Genomic DNA, 19873 nt, shown 5'->3' with positions numbered 1-19873 from the left:
GGGAAAGCCATGAAAAAACGCCGGGGAGCGATTTGCATCACCCGCCGGCGTCCAGTGTCATGGCGCCTCAGCCAGCGCTCGGACGCTTCATCTGGCAGGACGTGGGGGTGCTCGAGACGTAGGGCTCCAGGTACTTCACCGGAGCGAAGGTGTAGCCGGTCTTCTCGACGTTGTACTTGTTCTTGGCATCAACCTTCTGCCACTTGGAGATCCAGAGGCCTTGCTGCAACTGGTGGTCGGTCTTGCGGATTTCGCTCTCGCCGTTGAAGCCGTTGAACTTCAGGCCTTCCATGGCTGCGGCCACCTTGACCGGATCGGTCGACTTGGCCTTGGCCATGGCGTTGCTCAAGGCGGTGAGGATGTTGTAGATCGAGAACGTATAGAAGTCGTCGCCGAACTTCCCCTGGAACTCGTTCATCAACTGGTTCATCCGCCCCGTGTAGTTGGAGTGGTTGTAGGAGATTTGGTAGACCTCCAGGTCGCCACCCGCCGCCAGGGCCGTCGGCGTGCCCGAGACACCGGCGTAGTAGGCGTACAGCGGCGTCTTCAGGCCGGCTTCGTTCATGGCCTTGACCAGCAGGGTCATGTCCTGGCCCCAGTTGCCGGTCACGACCGTGTCTGCACCGGATGCCTTGATCTTGGCCACGTAGGGCGCGAAATCCTTGACCTGGCCGAGGGGATGCAGATCCTCGCCGGCAATCTTCACATCCGGGCGCTTGCGGGCCAGGCTTTCCTTGAAGTACTTCGCAAGCTGCTGGCCATGCGAATAGTTCTGGTTGATCAGGTAGACACTCTTGATTTTCGGCTGGTCCTTCATGAAGCTCGTCAAAGCTTCCATCTTCATGGCGGTGTTGCCATCGAAGCTGAAGTGCCAGTAGTTGCACTTCTCGTTGGTCAGGACAGGATCGACCGCCGAGAAGTTCAGATAGACGATTTCCTTGCCGGGATTGCGTTCATTGGCCTTGGCCACTGCATCCGACAGCGGCACGGCCACGTGGGAACCATTGCCCTGCGCGACGTAGTGGATGCCTTGGTCCGTAGCGGCCTTGAGCAGGTTCAACGCCTCTTGCGGCGAACTCTTGCTGTCCATGGGAACGATCTCGAACTTCACCCCGGCCGGATTCTCCGCAGCCGTGAGGTTGGCAGCCAGGAACTGCCAGTTCTTGAGCTGGTTCTGGCCCACGTTACCCATGGCACCGGAAAGGCCTTCGATCATCGCGATCTTGACGGTCTCACCCTTTTGGGCAAGCGCGCCGGTAGCGGCGGCCAGCATGACAGTGCCGGCCAGGAACTTCAGGGCAAATTTCATTGAAACATCTCCACAAGGGTTCAGAAAAAGTGGTGCGAGCGTACGGGGCTTTCCGGGGCCACCCCTCAGGGAATGTCCCTAAGCCAGCCCGCGAAACGCCCGTTTCTATCGCTCAGGCGACACTGTTTGCTACCGATCGGTAGAAAACCATCACAGCCCTGGCAGCTTGTAGCCCTTTAGTTGCTCACGCAGCTTCGTCTTCAGGATCTTGCCGGTCGCGCCAAGCGGAATGGCGTCCAGGAACACGACATCGTCGGGAATCTGCCACTTGGCTGTCTTGCCTTCGTAGAACTTCAGCAATTCCTCGCGCGTGACCTCCTGGCCGGGGCGCTTGACCACAGTGACGATCGGACGCTCGTCCCACTTCGGATGGAACACGCCGACACAGGCGGCCATGGCGATGGCCGGGTGCGCGACGGCGATGTTCTCGATCTCGATGGAGCTGATCCATTCGCCGCCGGACTTGATCACGTCCTTGCTGCGGTCGGTGATCTGCAGGAAGCCGTCGGCATCGATGGTGGCGACGTCGCCGGTCGGGAACCAGCCGCGGCCGTTCTCGTCGGGGATCAGCGGATCGCCGCCCTCGCCCTTGAAGTATTCCTTGACGATCCAGGGGCCTTTCACCAGCAGGTCGCCGTAGGCCTTGCCGTCCCACGGCAGTTCCTTGCCGTCGCCGTCGACGATCTTCATGTCGACGCCGAAGATCGCGCGGCCCTGCTTCAGGCGGATCGCGGTCTGCTCGTCGGGCGACAGGCTCAGGTGCTTGTTCTTGAGCGTGCACAGCGTGCCCAGCGGGCTCATCTCGGTCATGCCCCAGGCGTGCAGCACTTCCACGCCATAGCCCTCCTGGAACGCCTTGATCATCGCCGGCGGGCAGGCCGAGCCGCCGATCACCGTGCGCTTGAGCGTCGAGAAGCGCAGGTTGTTGGCCTGCATGTGGCCGAGCATCATCTGCCAGACCGTGGGCACGCCGGCCGCGAAAGTGACCTTCTCGTTCTCGATCAGTTCGAACACCGACTTGCCGTCGAGCGCGGCGCCCGGGAACACCAGCTTGCAACCGGTGAGCGCGGCCGAATACGGAATACCCCAGGCATTGACGTGGAACATCGGTACGACCGGCAGCACCGAGTCGCGCGCCGACAGGCACATCACGTCCGGCAGCGCTGCCGCATACGCATGCAACACGGACGAACGGTGGCTGTAGAGCGCAGCTTTCGGGTTGCCGGTCGTGCCGCTCGTGTAGCACATGCTGGACGCCGAGTTCTCGTCGAAGCTCGGCCAGGCGTAGTCGCTCGAATGCGGTGCGATCCAGTCTTCGTAGCTGACCAGGCCGGGCACGCCGCTGTCCGCCGGCAGCTTGTCGGCATCGCACAGCGCGATGTATTTCTTGATGGTCGGGCAACGCGCATGCACTGCCTGCACCAGCGGCAGGAAGCTCAGGTCGAACATCAGGACCTGGTCTTCCGCATGGTTGGCGATCCAGGCGATCTGGTCAGGGTGCAGGCGCGGGTTGATGGTGTGCAGCACACGGCCCGAGCCACTCACGCCGTAGTACGCCTCCAGGTGCCGGTAACCGTTCCAGGCCAGCGTGGCAACGCGGTCACTGAAGAGCAGGCCCTCCTGGTCGAGCGCATTGGCGACCTTGCGGGCGCGCACAGCCATGTCGGCCCAGGTGTAGCGGTGGATGTCACCCTCGAAGCGGCGCGAAACGATCTCGGCGTCGCGATGGTGGCGGTCTGCGAACTCGAGCAATGACGAGATCAGCAGCGGTTGTTCTTGCATCAAACCGAGCATGGGAAGTCTCCTGATTCCTGAATCGACAAAAAAATGGCAGCGCGGAGTATTGCGCAGCGCAGCACCGGCCTGGTTGGGGGAATGCCCGTAGCGCCTTCCCGCCACTCGAAAGAACGGACAATCGGGTGCATGAATATCCCTTCGAATGCGATGGTTGCTGATGAATCCGGCCTGCGTTGGCGCAATGAATTCGCGACGCTGCCGCCGAAGTTCTTCACCCGCTTGCAGCCCACGCCGCTGCCCGATCCGTACTGGGTGGGACGCAGCAATGCGGCGGCGCAGCAACTCGGACTCGAGGCCGAGTGGTTCCTGTCTTCCGAGGCACTGGAAGTGTTCACCGGCAACGCCTTGCTCCCGGGCATGGACCCGCTGGCCAGTGTTTACAGCGGGCACCAGTTCGGCGTGTGGGCCGGGCAACTGGGCGATGGGCGCGCCATCATGCTCGGCCAGTCTGAATCCGGCTTCGAAGTGCAACTGAAGGGCGCAGGCCTCACGCCCTATTCCCGCATGGGCGACGGCCGCGCGGTGTTGCGTTCCAGCATTCGCGAATTCCTCTGCAGCGAAGCCATGCAAGGACTCGGCATCCCGACCACGCGCGCCCTCTGCGTGACCGGCTCCGATGCGCGCGTGCGTCGCGAAGAAATCGAGACCGCCGCGGTCGTCACGCGCACCGCGACGAGCTTCATCCGCTTCGGCCACTTCGAGCATTTCTGGGCCGGCGACAAGCTCGACGAACTGCGCACGCTGGCCGACTTCGTCATCGATCGCTTCTATCCGGAATGCCGGCTGACCGACCGCTTCGGCGGCAATGCCTACGCCGCCTTCCTGGAAGCCGTGAGCGAGCGCACCGCGGCGCTGATGGCGCAATGGCAGGCGGTGGGTTTCTGCCACGGCGTGATGAACACCGACAACATGAGCATCCTCGGGCTCACCATCGACTACGGGCCATTTCAGTTCCTCGACGGCTTCAATCCACGCCACATCTGCAACCACAGCGACACCGGCGGCCGCTATGCCTACAACCAGCAGCCCAGCGTGGCCTACTGGAACCTCTATTGCCTCGGCCAGTCGCTGCTGCCGCTGATCGGCGAGAAGGAAACGGCGCTGGCCGCGCTGGAGTCCTACCAGGCCGTGTTTCCGCGCGAGTTCCTGGGCCGCATGCGCGCCAAGCTCGGCCTGCCCGATGCGCAGGACGGAGACCTCCCGCTCGTTGAAGGATTGCTGGCGGTGCTGCGCCAGGAACAGACCGACTGGACCATCTTCTGGCGCAGGCTTTCGCAGCACATGGCCGGCGCCGACGTGCAGACGGTGCGCGACCTGTTTGTCGACGCCGCCGGATTCGACGTCTGGCTGAATTTGTTCATAGACCGCCATGCCTCGGTCCCCAGGGCAGCGGCGGCAGCACTGATGCTCCAATCCAATCCGAAGTTCGTGTTGCGGAACCACTTGGGTCAGAAGGCGATCGAAGCTGCGCAACGCAAGGACTACAGCGGCGTCGCGACCCTGCTGAAGCTGCTCGAAACCCCGTTTGAAGAACACCCCGGCTTCGACGACTACGCCGGCTTTCCGCCCGACTGGGCTTCCTCCATCGAAATCAGCTGTTCGTCATGACCACACCCGTCCAGAAAACCGACGCCGAATGGAAGGCGCTGCTCGCCGAAAAGGGCGCGGAGCGCGGCGCTTTCGAGATCACGCGCCACGCCGCCACCGAACGCCCCTTCACCGGCAAGTACGAAGCGCACTGGGCCGACGGCACCTACCACTGCGTCTGCTGCGGCGCCAAGCTGTTCGAATCCGGCACCAAGTTTGACGCCGGCTGCGGATGGCCCAGCTTTTCGGAAGAAGCCGTGCCCGGCGCGATCCGCAACATCGTCGATCGTTCGCACGGCATGGTTCGCACCGAAAATGTCTGCGCCAATTGCGGCGCGCACCTCGGCCACGTGTTCCCCGACGGCCCCACGGAAACCGGTCTTCGCTACTGTATGAACTCGGCCTCGCTCGACTTCAAACCCACCACTGAATGAAACTGCTCCTCGACTTCTTTCCGATCCTGCTGTTCTTCGGCGCCTTCAAGCTGTACGACATCTACATGGCCACGGGCGTGCTGATGGCGGCCACGGCGCTGCAGATGGCCATCCACTGGTTCATGCACCGCCGCCTGGAGCCGATGCAGAAGGCCACGCTGGTGCTGATCCTGCTGTTCGGCTCGCTCACGCTTGCGTTGCACGACGACCGCTTCATCAAGTGGAAGCCCACCGTCCTGTACAGCGCCATGGCCATTGCGCTGGCGATCGCCTTCTGGGGCTTCCGCAAGAACTTCCTGGAGTCGATGCTGGGAAAGCAGTTGCGCCTGCCGCACCGCATCTGGACGCACCTGAACGTCGCGTGGATCGGGTACTGCCTGTTCATGGCCGCCATCAACGGCTACGTCGCGGCCTACTTCAGCACCGAGGCCTGGGTCGACTTCAAGCTGTGGGGCTATGCCTTCCCCATCGTCTTCCTGATCGCGCAGGGGCTCTACATCTCGCCGCACCTCAAGTCGGACGACGAGCCTGCAGCATGAGCACGACACAACACCGACTGCCCGTTGCGCGCGATCTGGAGGCGACGCTGCAAGCCGCGCTGCAGCCCACCGCGCTCGAAGTGATCGACGAAAGCGCGGCGCATGCAGGCCATGCCGGTGCCGGCGCCGAGGGCTACGGCACCCATTTCCGCATCCGCATTTCCAGCCCGCTCTTCGCGGGCAAGTCACGCGTGGCGCGGCATCGCCTTGTGTATGATGCGCTGCACATTTTTATCGCACAGGGCGTTCACGCCATTGCCATCGAGGCCTCCTGAGCCTCATTCCCCCAGGGCCGACGCGCCTTCATCTCACCCCAAATGCTCATGAAAAAACAAATCTTGCAGGCCGTTGCCGCCGCGGTCCTGGTCGGCATGGTTCCCGTGTCCGCCCTCGCGCAGAACGCCGCCATCGTCAATGGCAAGGCCGTGCCCAAGGCGCGCATGGACGCACTCGCGTCGCAACTCACCGCAGCCGGGAAGCCGGTGACGCCTGAAATGCAACCGCAACTGCGCGAGGAAATCGTGCTGCGCGAAGTGTTCATGCAGGAAGCGCAGAAGCAGGGCATCGACAAGACTGACGACTACAAGAACCAGATGGAACTGGCCCGCCAGGCCGTCATGATTCGCGCGCTGTTCGAGAACTACCGCAAGGCCAATCCGGTGACCGACGCCGAGGTGCAGGCCGAATACGACAAGGCCGTCGCCGCCAACAGTGGCAGCGCTGCCAGCGGCGGCAAGGAATACAAGGCCCGCCACATCCTGGTGAAGACCGAGGCTGAAGCCAAGAAGATCATTGCCGACCTGAAGAAGGGTGGCAACTTCGATGAAATCGCCAAGAAGCAGAGCACCGACAAGGGTTCGGGCGCGCAAGGCGGCGACCTCGGCTGGGCCAATCCCGCCAGCTTGGTGCCCGAGTTCTCGAACGCCATGGTTGCGCTCAAGAAGGGCGAGACCACGCCGGCGCCGGTCAAGTCGGAATACGGCTACCACGTCATTCGCCTGGACGACGTGCGCCAGGCCGAAGCGCCGAAATTCCCGAAGCTCGAGGAAGTCAAGCCGCAGGTCGTGCAGCAAGTGCAGCAGCAGAAGCTGCAGAAGTACCAGGAAAGCCTGCGCGCTGCGGCGAAGGTGGAGTAAACAAGCTCGCCCCCAGGATCCGCGCACTTCGTGCGCTCCTCCAACCCCTACCGGGGGCAACACCGGCGGCCCGGCAAAGCCGGTTCCGCGGTGTTTCACGAACAGCAGGAAGCGGCTTTCATGGGCCGCTTTTTTTATGCCCAGAGGACCGAGCGCATCGAGATCGAGGCGGACTGGAAATCGGCGTTGAAGAAGCGTGGCGATTCGCCGGCTTCCACGGCACCGGCGGCGTAGAGCAGCGGCAGGTAATGGTCGTGCGTCGGATGCGCCTGCGTGGCGACGGCGCCGAGCGCCCTGAAGTCGGGCAGCGCAGACAACTGGCCCTTCGCGATCTGCGCCGCGACCACCTTGTCGAACTCGATGGCCCAGTCGTACGCCTGGTTCGGCGCGGCGTCGCGTTGCGTGGCGCGCAGGTTGTGCACGACATTGCCGCTGCCGACGATCAGCACACCGCGCTCGCGCAGCGCCTTCAGTTGCAGGCCGAGTTGGTAGTGCTCGGTCGGCGAGCGGCTGTAGTCCATGCTGAGTTGCAGCACCGGGATGTCGGCCTTGGGGAACATCGGCTTCAGGACCGACCAGGTGCCGTGGTCGAAGCCCCATTCCGACACATCGAGCGCGACCGGCGCGCCGCTGAACGGCTGGCTCAGCGTCTTGCCGATGTCGGCCGCGGCCTGCGGTGCGCCGGGCGCGGGGTACTGCTGGTCGAACAGTTCCTGCGGAAAGCCGCCGAAATCGTGGATCGTCTTGGGCCGAGCCATGCCGGTGAGGTACCAGCCGCCGCGCGTGAGCCAGTGCGCCGAGACGCAGAGGATCAATTGCGGCGCGGGGTACTTCGCGCCGAATTCCGCGCCGATGGCCTGCCAACTCCGCCGGTAGGCGTTGTCGCCGATCGCGTTCATCGGACTGCCATGGCCCACGAACAGCACCGGCATGCGCGGCGATTTCCGGAGTCCCCTGAAGCTCTCGGCCGCGAGCGCATCGGCCAGCGGCAGCGTGCTGGCCAGTGCACCGGCAAGGAAGGCGCGCCGCTGCAGCGTCATGCGGTCAACCCACCCACTTGCGCGCGTTGCGCCAGATCTGCATCCAGGGGCTGAGGTCGTTCTTGTCGCCCGAGGTCCAGCTCATCTGGATGTTGCGGAAGACGCGCTCCGGATGTGGCATCACCGCGGTGAAGCGGCCGTCCGCGGTGGTCACCGAGGTCAGGCCGCCAGCGCCGCCATTCGGGTTGAACGGGTACTGCTCGGTCGGTTGGCCATGGTTGTCGACGTAGCGCATCGCCGCGATGGCCTTGCTCGCGTCGCCACGGTGTTTGAAGTTGGCATAGCCCTCGCCGTGCGCGACCGCGATGGGCAGGCGGCTGCCGGCCATTCCGCCGAAGAAGATGCTCGGCGAATCCAGCACCTCGACCATCGACAGGCGTGCCTCGAAGCGCTCGCTCTGGTTGGTGGTGAAACGCGGCCAATGCTCGGCGCCGGGAATGATGTCGGCCAGTTCGGCAAACATCTGGCAGCCGTTGCAGACGCCGAGGCCAAAGGTGTCGCCCCGGCCGAAGAACTGCTGGAACTGGGCCGACAGACGCGGGTTGAACGTGATGCTGCGGGCCCAGCCGATGCCGGCGCCCAGGGTGTCGCCGTAGCTGAAACCGCCGCAGGCCACCATGCCCTGGAAGCTGGCCAGGTCGGCCCGACCCGATTGCAGGTCGGTCATGTGCACGTCGAAGGCTTCGAAGCCGGCCTCGGTGAAGGCGTAGGCCATCTCGACGTGGGAGTTGACGCCTTGCTCGCGGAGGATGGCGACCTTGGGGCGGGATTTCAGATAGGCCGGTGCGGTAGTGGCGCTGCTGCCCTTACCCCGACCCTCTCCCGCTGGCGGAAGAGGGAGGAAGACATGCATGCCGGGGTCTTCCGGACGGCCGGCGGCGTCATGCTCCATGTCGGCACAGGCTGGGTTGTCGCGCTCGCGGGCGATCTTCCAGCTGACCGAATCCCAGACCTGGTGCAGGTCGTGCAGGCTGGCGCTGAACACCGACTTGGCATCGCGCCAGATTTCAAGCTTGCGCTTGCCTGCCTCCATCGACGACGACTCGGGCCGGGTCTTGCCCACGAAATGGCTGTGCGCACTGAGGCCGTGCGCGCGCAGCACCTGCATCACGTCGTTGCGCTCGGCGGTGCGCACCTGCAGCAGCATGCCGAGTTCTTCGTTGAACAGTGCCTTGAGCGTGAGTTCCTCGCGACGTGCGCTGACTTGCTGGGCCCAGTTCTTGGCGTCGCCGGTTTCCATGCGGCTGTCGGAAATGCCGTCGCCTTCGGTGACCAGCATGTCGACGTTGAGCGACACGCCGACATGGCCGGCGAAGGCCATCTCGCAGGCGGCGGCGAACAGTCCGCCGTCGCTGCGGTCGTGCATCGCGAGGATCTTGCCGTTGGCGCGCAGGGCGTTGACGGCGCTGACCAGGCTCACCAGTTGGGCCGGATCGTCGAGGTCGGGCACCGCATCGCCGCTCTGGCCCAGCGTCTGCGCCAGGATGCTGCCGGCCATGCGATGCTGGCCGCGGCCGAGGTCGACAAGGACCAGCGTGGTGTCGGCTTCCTCGGCGTCGAGTTGCGGCGTCAGGGTGCCGCGCACGTCGGCCAACGTGGCAAAGGCCGTCACGATCAGGCTGACCGGCGACGTGACCTTTTTCTTCTCGTCACCGTCGGACCACTGGGTGCGCATCGACAGCGAATCCTTGCCGACAGGAATCGACACACCCAGCGCCGGGCACAGTTCCAAACCAACGGCCTTGACCGTTTCGTAGAGCGCGGCGTCTTCGCCGGGCTCGCCGCAAGCAGCCATCCAGTTGGCCGACAGCTTGACGCGCGACAGCTCGATCGGCGCGGCCAGCAGGTTGGTGATCGACTCGGCCACCGCCATGCGGCCCGACGCCGGCGCATCGAGCGCGGCCAACGGCGTGCGCTCGCCCATGCTCATTGCTTCGCCTGCAAATCCCGTGTAATCGGCCAGCGTGACCGCGCAATCGGCCACCGGCACCTGCCACGGGCCAACCATCTGGTCCCGATGGCTCAGGCCACCGACAGTGCGATCGCCGATGGTGACGAGGAAGCGTTTGGAGGCCACCGTGGGGTGGGAGAGCACGTCGATGGCGGCTTTTTGCAGGTCGACGCCAGTGAGGTCCAACGGCTTGAACTTGCGCGCGATGGTCTTGACGTCGCGCAACATCTTGGGGGGCTTGCCCAGCAAGACGTTCATGGGCATGTCGACGGCCGTGCCCTCATCTCCGCCTTCTTCCAGTTCCCCTACCAACAGTTGCCGCTGTTCGGTCGCCACCCCGACCACAGAAAACGGACACCGCTCCCGCTCACAAAACGCAGTGAACTGCCCCAGCGACTCCGGCGCAATCGCCAGCACATAGCGCTCCTGGCTTTCGTTGCACCAGATCTCCTTCGGCGCCATACCCGACTCCTCCAGTGGCACGGCACCCAGGTCGAAACGCGCCCCGCGCTCCGCATCATTGGTCAGCTCCGGAAACGCATTGCTCAACCCGCCGGCGCCCACGTCATGAATCGCCAGGATCGGGTTCGCATCCCCTTGCTGCCAGCAATGGTTGATCACCTCCTGCGCACGACGTTCGATCTCCGGATTGCCGCGCTGCACCGAGTCGAAGTCCAGCTCGGCCGCATTCGCCCCGGTCGCCATCGAACTGGCCGCGCTACCGCCCATCCCGATCCGCATCCCCGGGCCGCCCAACTGGATCAGCAGCGAGCCGGCCGGGAACTGGATCTTCTTCGTCTGCCCCGCGTCGATGCTGCCCAGGCCGCCGGCGATCATGATCGGCTTGTGATAGCCGCGTTGCACCGTACCCTCGTCGGAACTGACGGCCTGCTCGTATTCGCGGAAGTAGCCCAGCAGGTTGGGCCGGCCGAATTCGTTGTTGAATGCCGCCCCGCCGAGGGGGCCCTCGGTCATGATCTGCAGCGGGCTGGCGATGTGCTCCGGCTTGCCGTAGTGGCCCTCTTCCGGCCACAGCTTCGACACCGTGAACCCCGTCAAGCCAGCCTTGGGCTTGGAGCCGCGCCCGGTGGCGCCCTCGTCCCGAATTTCCCCACCCGCGCCCGTGGAAGCACCGGGAAACGGCGAAATCGCGGTCGGATGGTTGTGCGTCTCGACCTTCATCAGCACATGGCTGAGCGCGCTTTCCTTCCCATAGGCGCCGCCGCGCGCCAGGAAGCGCTCGACCTGCGTGCCTTCCATGATCGACGCGTTGTCCGCATAGGCCACCACCGTGTGCTGCGGGTTCTGCTTTTCCGTGTGGCGGATCATGCCGAACAGGCTGTGCGACTGCGCCTGGCCATCGATCACGAAGTCGGCATTGAAGATCTTGTGCCGGCAGTGCTCACTGTTGGCCTGCGCGAACATCATCAATTCGACGTCGGTCGGGTTGCGTCCGAGCCGGGTGAAGGCCTCGACCAGATAGTCGATCTCATCCTCGGCCAGCGCCAGGCCGAATTGCGTGTTCGCGGTGACCAGCGCTGCGCGCCCGCCTGCCAGCACGTCCACATGCGCCATCGGCTGCGCTGGCAGTTCGGCGAACAGGGCCGAGGCGCTTTCCAGCGTCGGCAACACGGATTCCGTCATGCGGTCGTGCAGCAGTGCCGCCACGCCCACCAGCGCGTCCGTGTCGAGCACCGGCGCCTTGCCGAGCAGCGGCTTCTTCAGCGAAAGCCGGTACTCGGTGACGCGTTCGATGCGTCGCACCGCGAAACCGCAGTTGTGGGCAATGTCGGTCGCCTTGGAGGCCCACGGCGACACCGTGCCCAGGCGCGGCGCCACCACGACGGAGGCGCCGGCGTCCTTTTCCTCGAAGGGCTCGCCGTAGGTCAGGAGCGCCTGCAACTGCGACTGCTGCGCCGCGTCAGGTGCCGCATCGGTGGCCACCAGGTGGACGAAGCGCGCTGAAACACCGTCAATACGAGTATCGACGGCCTGCAAGCGCGGCAACAGCCGGCGTGCCCGGAAATCGCTGAGTGCGTCGCCGCCCTCGAAACGGGTTACGACGAGGGGATGGTGCGGGATCACGGGCTGCGTCACGGGTCGGGCGAGGCCTTGGCGGCCTGGTTAGGAATGGGACTGACGGGGGACAAGGGGCGGGTGGCCGCTGACTGGGGCCATCCGCGCGAGCCCGGGATTTTACGGCTTGTCCTTTTGGATTTCAGGCATCACGTACATACCGTGAACAGGCCTTTCCAGCAGAGGGATAATTGAGGGCTATGAGCATTTCCTACAACGACGCCGCCGGCATCGCAGCCATGCGAGTCGCGTGCCGCCTTGCCTCCGAGGTTCTGGACCACCTGACACCGCTGATCAAGCCCGGCGTGACGACCAACGACATCGATCGCTGGGCCGCCGAATACATGGTCAAGCAGGGCACCACCTCGGCCACGGTCGGCTACATGGGCGCAAGCAGCACGCCCTACCCCAAGTCGCTGTGCACCTCGGTCAACCACGTGGTGTGCCACGGCATTCCCAACGACAAGCCGCTGAAGAAGGGCGACATCGTCAACGTCGACGTGACCGTCATCAAGGATGGCTGGTTCGGTGACAACAGCCGGATGTTCATCGTCGGCGACGCATCGATCGCGGCCAAGCGCCTTTGCTCGATCACCTTCGAGGCGATGTGGCACGGCATCCTGCAGGTCAAGCCCGGCGCGCACCTGGGCGACGTGGGCCACGCGATCCAGAAGTTCGCGGAAGGCAACGGCTATTCGGTGGTGCGCGAATTCTGCGGCCACGGCGTCGGCCGGCGTTTCCATGAAGAACCGCAGGTGTTGCACTACGGCCGCCCGGGGACGATGGAAGAGCTCAAACCCGGCATGATCTTCACGATCGAGCCCATGATCAACGCCGGCAAGCGCGACATCAAGGAAGACGCCAAGGGCGGCCAGTACGACGGCTGGACCATCGTCACGCGCGACCACTCCCTTTCCGCGCAATGGGAGCATTCGGTGCTGGTCACCGAGACGGGTTATGAGGTCCTGACCTTGTCGGCCGGCAGCCCGCCGCTGCCTTCTTTCGTGAAGGCCACGGCCACTTGACAGCCCCCGCCGCGGTCGACGTACCCATGCTGCGCGAGGCCTATCGCGCACACAAGCGCGCCCTGTTCGACACCCTGCGCTTTTCGCGCGCGCCAACGCGCAGCGTGCACACCGTGTTGCGCCAGTTGTCGGCGTTGGCCGACGAAACCCTGCGCGCCCTCTGGAGCGACGCCGACTTCGGCAACCAGTTGTCGCTGGTGGCGGTGGGTGGATTCGGACGGGGCGAATTGTTCCCGCACTCGGACGTCGACGTGCTGCTGCTGCTGCCCGAACCGCACGAGGGCGAAGTCGCGCCGGAGCGGCTGGAGGCTTTCATCGGCCGCTGCTGGGATGCGGGCCTGGAGATCGGCTCCAGCGTGCGCACGCTCGGCGAGTGCCTGGCGGAAGCCGCGAAGGACGTGACGGTGCAGACCTCGCTGCTCGAGTCACGCCTGATTGCCGGCGACAAGAAGCTCTACGCCGCCTTCCGCAAGGACTTCCTGGCTGCGATGGACCCGCAGGCCTTCTTCATCGCCAAGTCGCAGGAGATGCGGCACCGCCACCAGAAGTACGAGAACACGCCCTACGCGCTGGAGCCCAACTGCAAGGAGTCGCCGGGCGGCCTGCGCGACCTGCAGGTCATCCTGTGGATGACCAAGGCCGCGGGCTTCGGCCAACGCTGGGACGACCTGTCGAAGAACGGCCTGGCCACCGCCTTCGAGGTGCGCCAGATCAAGCGCAACGAGGCCCTGCTGAGCCTGGTCCGCGCGCGCCTTCACGTGATCGCCAACCGGCGCGAGGATCGCCTGGTGTTCGACATGCAGACCGCGGTGGCCGCGACCTTCGGCTACGAAGGCGAATCCGAGCGCAAGGCCAGCGAAGCGCTGATGCGGCGCTACTACTGGGCGGCCAAGGCCGTGACCCAGCTCAACCACATCCTGCTGCTCAATATCTCCGAGCGGCTGCAGCCGCTGGGCGAGGAACCGGTGCGCATCAACGACCGCTTCTTCGAGAAGGCCGGCCTGATCGAGGTGGCGAGCGACGACCTCTACCTTCGCGACCCGCACGCGATCCTCGAGACCTTCCTGCTCTACCAGAAGACCATCGGCGTGAAGGGCCTGTCGGCGCGCACGCTGCGGGCGCTCTACAACGCGCGCCACGTGATGGACAGCAAGTTCCGCAATGACCGCGTGAACCACGTCACCTTCATGCGCATGCTGGTGGAGCCGCGCGGCATCACGCATGCCTTCCGGCTGATGAACGAGACCTCGGTGCTGGGCCGCTACCTGCGCGTGTTCCGCAGCATCGTCGGGCAGATGCAGCACGACCTCTTCCACGTGTACACGGTGGACCAGCACATCCTGATGGTGCTTCGCAACATGCGGCGCTTCTTCATCGCCGAGCATGCGCACGAGTACCCGTTCTGCTCGCAGCTTGCGGCCGGCTGGAACAAGCCGTGGATCCTCTACGTCGCGGCCTTGTTCCACGACATTGCCAAGGGCCGGGGCGGGGACCACTCGCGGCTCGGCGCGCTCGACGTGCGCCGTTTCTGCGCGCAACACGAGATCGCCCGCGAAGACGCGAAGCTCATCGAATTCCTCGTGGCCGAGCACCTGACCATGAGCACGATCGCGCAGAAGCAGGACCTGAGCGACCCGGAAGTCATCGGCGCGTTTGCCAAGAAGGTCGGCAGCGAGCGTTACCTCACCGCGCTCTACCTGCTGACCATCGCCGACATCCGCGGCACCTCCCCGCGCGTCTGGAACGCGTGGAAAGGCAAGCTGCTGGAAGACCTCTACCGCGCCACCTTGCGTGCGCTGGGCGGCCACATGCCCGACGCCGGTGCCGAAATCGAGGCGCGCAAGCACGATGCCCTGGTCGAACTCGCGCTCTACGCGCAACCCGCCGATGCCCACAAGGCGCTTTGGGAAACGCTGGACATCGGCTACTTCATGCGCCACGACGCCGGCGAGATCGCCTGGCATGCGAAGCAACTGTCGCGCCGCGTGCCGATGCATGGCGTGCCGATCGACCCGCATGCCGCAGCCCTGGTCCGCGCCCGCCTCTCGCCAGTGGGCGAAGGCTTGCAGGTGGTCGTCTATACGCCCGACCAGATGGACCTGTTCGCGCGCATCTGCGGCTACTTCGAGCAGGCCTCCTTCAGCATCCTGGATGCCAAGGTCCACACCACCACCAACGGCTATGCGCTGGACACCTTCCAGGTGGTCGCCACCTTCATCCCCGAGCACTACCGCGACCTGATCAGCCTGGTCGAATCCGGCCTCAGCAAGACGCTGGACGAAGCCGGCGCCCTGCCCCCGCCCGGCAAGGGCCGCGTGTCGCGACGCGTGCGCAGCTTCCCGATCAAGCCGCGCATCAGCCTGCTGCCCGACGAAAAGGCGCAACGCTGGCTGCTCAACATCTCGGCCAGCGACCGTACGGGCTTGCTGTATTCGGTGGCGCGGGTGCTGGCACGGCATCACCTGAACCTGCAACTCGCCAAGGTCACGACGCTGGGCGAACGGGTGGAAGACACCTTCCTGATCAGCGGACCGGAGTTGCAGGGACAGCGGGCGCAGTTGGCGATCGAGACGGAGTTGCTGGAGGCGCTGGCTTCCTAGCAATCCTGGAGGTCGGCAGTGCGGAAGTCGAAGTCCTTTTCGGGACCAAGGCTCCCGGGGGATTCTTCCGGCCCCGGCAACGCTGACCACCGTCGAAGGCAACACAACACCAACGGCAGCCGCAACGGCATCGGCGTGTTCCGGCTGAAACGCCGCAAGACCTCGATCTCCGAGAACGGCCTCAAGGGCGTGATCGTCTACGAGCAGGCGCGGTCAGCGCTGCGCCGCGCCCAGCCGTCGTTCCAGCCAGGCGCTGTAGCGCGACAGCCCGAAGCACATCACCCAGTAGACCAGCGCCAGGAACAGGTAGCCTTCCAGGTAGAACGGCCGCCAGGTCGGGTCGCCACCCAGCGCCAGGCCCAGCGCCCCGGTCAGTTCGAACAACCCGACCACCGTCACCAGCGAGGTGTCCTTCAGCGTGCCCACGACGCTGTTGGTCAACGCGGGCACCACGAGCCGCAGCGCCTGCGGCAGGATGATGTCGCGCTGCACCGGCCAACGGCCGAAACCCAACGCCATCGCCACCTCGGTCTGCCCGCGCGGCACCGCCTGCAGGCCGCCCCGGATGATCTCGGCAAGGTAGGCCGCAACGAACAGGCTGAGGCCCGCCAGGACGCGCACCAGAACGTCAGGTTGCCAGCCAGCCGGCCACAGCAGCGGCAGCAGGAACGAGGCCATGAACAGCACCGAGATCAGCGGCACGCCGCGCACCAGTTCGATGTACGTCGCACTCAGCGTTCGCGCCGCCGGCCACAACGAGCGCCGTCCCAGCGCGAGCAGCAAGGCCAGCGGGAACGCAAGCGCCAAGCCCACCACCGCCAGCCCGATGGTCAACGGCAGGCCGCCCCACTGGCTCGTCGGCACCGTCGCCAGACCAAACACGCCACCACGCATTAGGACCACGAACATGGCCAGGGCCAGCACCCATACGGGCAGCAGCCACCAGCGCCAGAACCGGGGCCAGGCGCTCAGCAGCGTGGTGGCCGACAGCACGATCACCGCAACGGCCGGACGCCATTGGTCCGCATAGGGATAGCGCCCGAACAGCATCGGCCGCCACTTCTCTGCAACAACGCCCCAGCAGGCGCCCTGCGCAGCACGGCAGGCATCGGCATCCGCGCGAAAGACCGCGTGCAGCACTGCCCAGTCGAACAGATGCACGCCGGCCCATGCGAACACCGCCAGCAACAGCAGCGTCGCGGCAGCACGCAGCGGCGAGCCGAACAACTCAGCGCGCACCCCCACGTTCATGCGAAGACCTTCGTGCTGCGCACTGCGATGCGAGCGCCTTCGGACCTCGGCGCGGCGCTCATTGCCACCCTCGCAACGCCACGCGCGCGTTGTAGCGATTCATCACCGCCGACGTCAGCAACGACAACGCCAGATACACGGCCATGATCACCGCAATGCATTCGAAGGCGCGGCCGGTCGAGTTGAGCGAGGTGTTGGCGATCGACACCAGTTCCGGATAGCCGACCGCGACCGCGAGCGAGGAATTCTTCGTCAGACTCAGCAACTGGTTGGTCAGCGAAGGCACGATGACGCGCAGCGCCTGCGGCAGTACGACGATGCGCAGTTGCTGCCCCGGCGTGAGCCCGAGCGCCTGCGCCGCCAGCTTCTGTCCCGCAGAGACCGAACCAATGCCCGCGCGCACGATCTCCGCGATGAAGGCAGCGGTGTAGAGCGCAAGCGCGAGGACCACCGCCAGGTACTCGGGACTCAGCGCCGCACCGCCAGTCACGTTGAAGCTGCCGCGTTCCGGCCAGTCGAGTTGGCTGGGCCAGAAACTGCCCGGCTCGCTCACCGGCCAGGGCATCGACAGCCCGCCCTTGCTGAGCCAGACGCCGGGCATCAATTCGATGGCCTCCGTCGAATCGGGCAACAGGTGCGTGATGGCGAAGTACAGCATCAGCAGTTGCAGCAGCAACGGCACGTTGCGCACCGTCTGCACGTAGAACGCACATAGCCAGCGCACCAGCCTGTGGGGCGCCAGCCGCCCGATGCCCAGCAGCGTGCCGAGCACCACGGCGAGCACTGCCGCAGGCACCGAGGCTCGCACCGTGTTGATCAGTCCTGCAAGAAATGCCCGCCACAACGGCTGGCTGCCTTCGAAGTCCAGCCAGCCTTCTGCCACTTCGAAGCGCGCCGCATCCCACAGGAAATCGAAACCCGATCGGACGCCACGCGCGCGCAGTGTTTCGAGTGCGTGTTGAACCAGCCAGAACGCACCGCCCACCACCGCCATCACGAACAGCGCCTGCAGCGCCCATGCGAGCCACGTCGCGCGCCGACTGCCCGGCGCCAGGCCGCTCACTTCACCGGCAGCGCGTAGAGCATGCCGCCCTTGTTCCACAAGTTGTTGGCGCCGCGCGGCAGCTTCAGCACAGACTTCGGCCCGACGTTGCGCTCGAAAATCTCACCGTAATTCCCCACGGCCTTGATGGCGCGATACGACCATTCCTTGTCCAGCCCCAGCAGTTTGCCCAAGTCATCGCCGCTGCCGACCAGGCGTTGCTGCGCCGGGTCCTTGCTGGTCGCCTTGAGTGCATCGATGTTCTCCTGCGTGATGCCCGCCTCTTCCGCCTCGATCAGCGCGTTCGGCACCCACTTGACGATGGCGAACCACTCGTCGTCACCACGGCGCACCGCGGGCGCCAGCGGCTCCTTGGAGATCAGTTCCGGCAGGATCACGTAGTCGTCGGGGTTGGTGGCTTCCTTGTTGCGCAGACCCGCGAGTGCGGACGTGTCGGTCGTGAACGCTTGGCAACGACCTGCGAAGAAAGCCTTGAACGAAGCCTCGAAGCTTTCGAACACCACCGTCTTCACGGGGATGTTGTTGGCCTTCGACCAGTCGGCCACGTTCTTTTCGTTGGTGGTACCCGACTGCGTGCAAATGGTCGCGCCCTTGAGTTGCTTGGCGCTGGTCACCTTGATCTTCTTCGGCACCAGGAAGCCCTGGCCGTCGTAGTAGTTGATGGTGGTGAAGTTGAAGCCCAGCGACGCGTCGCGCGTAAGGTTCCAGGTGGTGTTGCGCGCCAGGATGTCGACCTCGCCGGCCTGCAAGGCGGCAAAGCGCTGCTGCGAGTTGAGTGGCACGAAGTCGACCTTCTTGCCATCGCCAAGCACGGCGGCCGCGATGGCGCGGCAGGTGTCGACGTCGAGGCCCGACCAGTTGCCTTGCGTGTCCGGCGCCGAGAAGCCGGCCACGCCATTGGTCACGCCGCACTTCACCGTGCCGCGTGCCTTGACGGCGTCCAGTGTCTTGCCGGCGAAGGCGGGCGCGGCGGCAGCCAGCGAAAGGGTGACCGCCACCGCGGAGACAACGGCGAGGGCGGGTCGAAAACGATGGTTCATGGAGGTTCCTCAATTGTCAGTAGCGGGCAGTTTACGGGGATGCCCCCGGCGGCTGCAAAAGCGAAGCGACTGACAGACAATCGCGCGCATCTTCAACTCCGTCAAAAAAGGTTTCTTGCATGATCCGTTCCGATGACACTGGCAAGCTGATTCTTCGCCTGGCCCTGGGCGTCCTGATCCTGTTGCACGGCGTCGCCAAGCTCAGCACGGGCGTTGGCGGCATCGCCAACATGCTCGCCGCGCACGGTTTGCCGACCGTCCTGGCTTACCTGGTCTATGTTGGCGAGATCGTCGCGCCAGTGCTGCTGATCGTCGGGCTCTACACCCGGCCCGCCGCGTGGATCACCGTGGTGAACATGCTGGTGGCCATCGCACTGGTCCACATGAAGGACATCGCGTCGCTTGGAAAGAATGGCGGATGGGCATTGGAACTCCAGGGCATGTTCCTCTTCGGCGCACTGGCCGTGGCATTCCTTGGCGCCGGCCGATTCAGCGTCGGCGGCACCAGCGGGAAGTACAACTGAGTTTGCAGGGCCGGGCGGTGCCCGGCCCGCCCCAAAGGGGATCTGGTCGACATGGCAAAGCCACTTCGGCCTGAGAATCCCAGGCCGAGTTGCGCCCGCCCGCCTTTGCGGGAAATTGCGTCGAGACGGCAAAGCCACATCGACTCCCGAGACGCGAATCCTTCTACTGCGGCGACCGATTCCGGGCCAGCCGTGCCAGCTCCGGCATGACAAGCGCTTCGCGGCGTCAGCCTCTGCTGCATCTGCGCTTGTCATCGCACCGCGTTGCGACTTGCGCTCCGCAGACCCGACCGCGGCGCTCTCACTACGACATCTCCAACCCTTCTTCGCCCCAAAGGCGGGGCCACGCCCGGCCCGCTCCCAATGGGATCGAATGGATCCGGCAAAGCCACGTCGCCTTCAGAGAAAGCCATCCTCCTTCCACGCCGAAGGGCCCAGGCTCTTGGGGGGATTACCAAGGGCAAATTACTACGAGCGTAGTAAGCTTTGACGGAACGCGTT

The 19873-nt window shown here is 65.0% G+C and carries 15 protein-coding genes; 8 read left to right on the top strand and 7 right to left on the bottom strand.

All coding sequences use genetic code 11. From position 1 onward, the window contains the following. Positions 1–67: 67 nt before the first annotated feature. Together WKW82_RS17230 and WKW82_RS17225 are read right to left on the bottom strand one after the other, a co-directional pair. Positions 68–1309, bottom strand: a complete 1242-nt coding sequence (locus tag WKW82_RS17230) for a branched-chain amino acid ABC transporter substrate-binding protein (protein WP_340343533.1) — start codon at positions 1307–1309, stop codon at positions 68–70. 150 nt (positions 1310–1459) lie between these two features. After that, on the bottom strand, positions 1460–3103 hold the full coding sequence (locus WKW82_RS17225) for a 3-(methylthio)propionyl-CoA ligase (RefSeq protein WP_340343532.1): 1644 nt from the start codon (positions 3101–3103) through the stop codon (positions 1460–1462). A gap of 129 nt (positions 3104–3232) precedes the next feature. Between WKW82_RS17225 and WKW82_RS17220 the strand changes: the two genes are divergently transcribed. The 5 genes from WKW82_RS17220 to WKW82_RS17200 are packed head-to-tail and all read left to right on the top strand — an operon-like array spanning position 3233 to position 6802. Further along, a complete protein-coding gene (locus tag WKW82_RS17220) occupies positions 3233–4714 on the top strand; it encodes a protein adenylyltransferase SelO (protein WP_340343531.1) in 1482 nt (493 codons plus the stop codon). Next, complete coding sequence (gene msrB / locus WKW82_RS17215) at positions 4711–5127, top strand: peptide-methionine (R)-S-oxide reductase MsrB (RefSeq protein WP_340343530.1); 417 nt, start codon at positions 4711–4713, stop codon at positions 5125–5127. The genes WKW82_RS17220 and msrB overlap by 4 nt, the downstream gene beginning before the upstream one ends. After that, positions 5124–5666 (top strand): septation protein A, encoded by a 543-nt coding sequence (locus tag WKW82_RS17210; protein WP_340343529.1) that lies wholly within the window; start codon positions 5124–5126, stop codon positions 5664–5666. Before msrB ends, WKW82_RS17210 begins: the two co-directional genes overlap by 4 nt. Beyond that, positions 5663–5941, top strand: coding sequence for a BolA family protein (locus tag WKW82_RS17205; protein ID WP_340343528.1), 279 nt, complete (start codon positions 5663–5665; stop codon positions 5939–5941). The genes WKW82_RS17210 and WKW82_RS17205 overlap by 4 nt, the downstream gene beginning before the upstream one ends. A gap of 48 nt (positions 5942–5989) precedes the next feature. Then, positions 5990–6802 carry a peptidylprolyl isomerase gene (locus WKW82_RS17200; protein ID WP_340343527.1) on the top strand — a complete coding sequence of 271 codons (813 nt, stop codon included), beginning with the start codon at positions 5990–5992 and terminating at the stop codon, positions 6800–6802. 134 nt (positions 6803–6936) lie between these two features. On the opposite strand, the gene ygiD is transcribed toward WKW82_RS17200, so the two are convergent. Continuing rightward, positions 6937–7842, bottom strand: a complete 906-nt coding sequence (ygiD, locus tag WKW82_RS17195) for a 4,5-DOPA-extradiol-dioxygenase (RefSeq protein ID WP_340343526.1) — start codon at positions 7840–7842, stop codon at positions 6937–6939. Between the two features lie 4 nt (positions 7843–7846). After that, positions 7847–11890 (bottom strand): phosphoribosylformylglycinamidine synthase, encoded by a 4044-nt coding sequence (gene purL / locus WKW82_RS17190; protein ID WP_340343525.1) that lies wholly within the window; start codon positions 11888–11890, stop codon positions 7847–7849. A gap of 179 nt (positions 11891–12069) precedes the next feature. Between purL and map the strand changes: the two genes are divergently transcribed. Together map and WKW82_RS17180 are read left to right on the top strand one after the other, a co-directional pair. After that, on the top strand, positions 12070–12894 hold the full coding sequence (gene map / locus WKW82_RS17185) for a type I methionyl aminopeptidase (RefSeq protein ID WP_340343524.1): 825 nt from the start codon (positions 12070–12072) through the stop codon (positions 12892–12894). 26 nt (positions 12895–12920) lie between these two features. Continuing rightward, positions 12921–15494, top strand: a complete 2574-nt coding sequence (locus WKW82_RS17180; protein WP_422823506.1) for a [protein-PII] uridylyltransferase — start codon at positions 12921–12923, stop codon at positions 15492–15494. 213 nt (positions 15495–15707) lie between these two features. On the opposite strand, the gene WKW82_RS17175 is transcribed toward WKW82_RS17180, so the two are convergent. The 3 genes from WKW82_RS17175 to WKW82_RS17165 all read right to left on the bottom strand — a co-directional run bounded on the left by WKW82_RS17175 (position 15708) and on the right by WKW82_RS17165 (position 18848). Next, positions 15708–16745 (bottom strand): amino acid ABC transporter permease, encoded by a 1038-nt coding sequence (locus WKW82_RS17175; RefSeq protein WP_340343522.1) that lies wholly within the window; start codon positions 16743–16745, stop codon positions 15708–15710. A gap of 58 nt (positions 16746–16803) precedes the next feature. After that, the gene (locus tag WKW82_RS17170; protein WP_422823504.1) at positions 16804–17739 is read right to left on the bottom strand and encodes an amino acid ABC transporter permease; all 936 of its coding nucleotides are present in this window, start codon (positions 17737–17739) and stop codon (positions 16804–16806) included. 65 nt (positions 17740–17804) lie between these two features. Continuing rightward, positions 17805–18848, bottom strand: coding sequence for an amino acid ABC transporter substrate-binding protein (locus WKW82_RS17165; RefSeq protein WP_340343520.1), 1044 nt, complete (start codon positions 18846–18848; stop codon positions 17805–17807). A gap of 119 nt (positions 18849–18967) precedes the next feature. Here WKW82_RS17165 and WKW82_RS17160 point away from each other — a divergent pair, with 119 nt between their 5' ends. Then, a complete protein-coding gene (locus WKW82_RS17160; RefSeq protein WP_340343519.1) occupies positions 18968–19372 on the top strand; it encodes a DoxX family protein in 405 nt (134 codons plus the stop codon). Positions 19373–19873: the final 501 nt, after the last annotated feature.

The organism is Variovorax rhizosphaerae (assembly GCF_037889975.1).
Taxonomy (GTDB): domain Bacteria; phylum Pseudomonadota; class Gammaproteobacteria; order Burkholderiales; family Burkholderiaceae_C; genus Variovorax; species Variovorax rhizosphaerae.
The sequence above is the reverse complement of the archived record's forward strand: the minus strand, read 5'-3'. Positions and strand labels throughout refer to the sequence as shown.